1 protein-coding gene is annotated in these 372 nt (G+C 54.0%); it reads right to left on the bottom strand.

What is annotated here, in order from left to right; translation table 11 throughout:
* Positions 1-372 (bottom strand): helix-turn-helix domain-containing protein (locus H4O21_RS24570; protein WP_182812561.1); only part of this gene is annotated, 372 nt, incomplete at both ends.

Raw genomic sequence — 372 nt, 5'->3', positions numbered from 1 at the left:
TTCATCCAGCGCGAGTTTTCTGACGGCGGATAAATCCCACTGTGTCAGATTCTGCTGAACATAGTATTCCAGCATCCGCCAGAGCCGCTTATCCGTGACCTCCATGAAACGAGCAGCCGCCAGAACCGGCATCTCCCGCATCAGCGTCATCGCCGCCTGCTCAAACAGCAATGTAAAATCACTGCCTTTACGCGCCCATGGGACATGGATTCTTTTTATGCCATGTTCAGGGCATCGGGTACGAGGTGTTCTTGCATGGAGAAAGCAGTGATGCTGGAAGAAGTTTAAGTGTCGCCAGGTCAGCTCTTTATAGTCATGAGCGGGGCATGCCTGTCCGCATTCAGGGCAGGGGAACAGGCTGCCACGATCGGC

Source organism: Oceanospirillum sediminis (genome assembly GCF_014164585.1).
In the GTDB taxonomy this organism is placed as follows: domain Bacteria; phylum Pseudomonadota; class Gammaproteobacteria; order Pseudomonadales; family Halomonadaceae; genus Oceanospirillum; species Oceanospirillum sediminis.
Note: the sequence above shows the minus strand (reverse complement) of the source record. Positions and strands in the feature narration are given on the sequence as shown.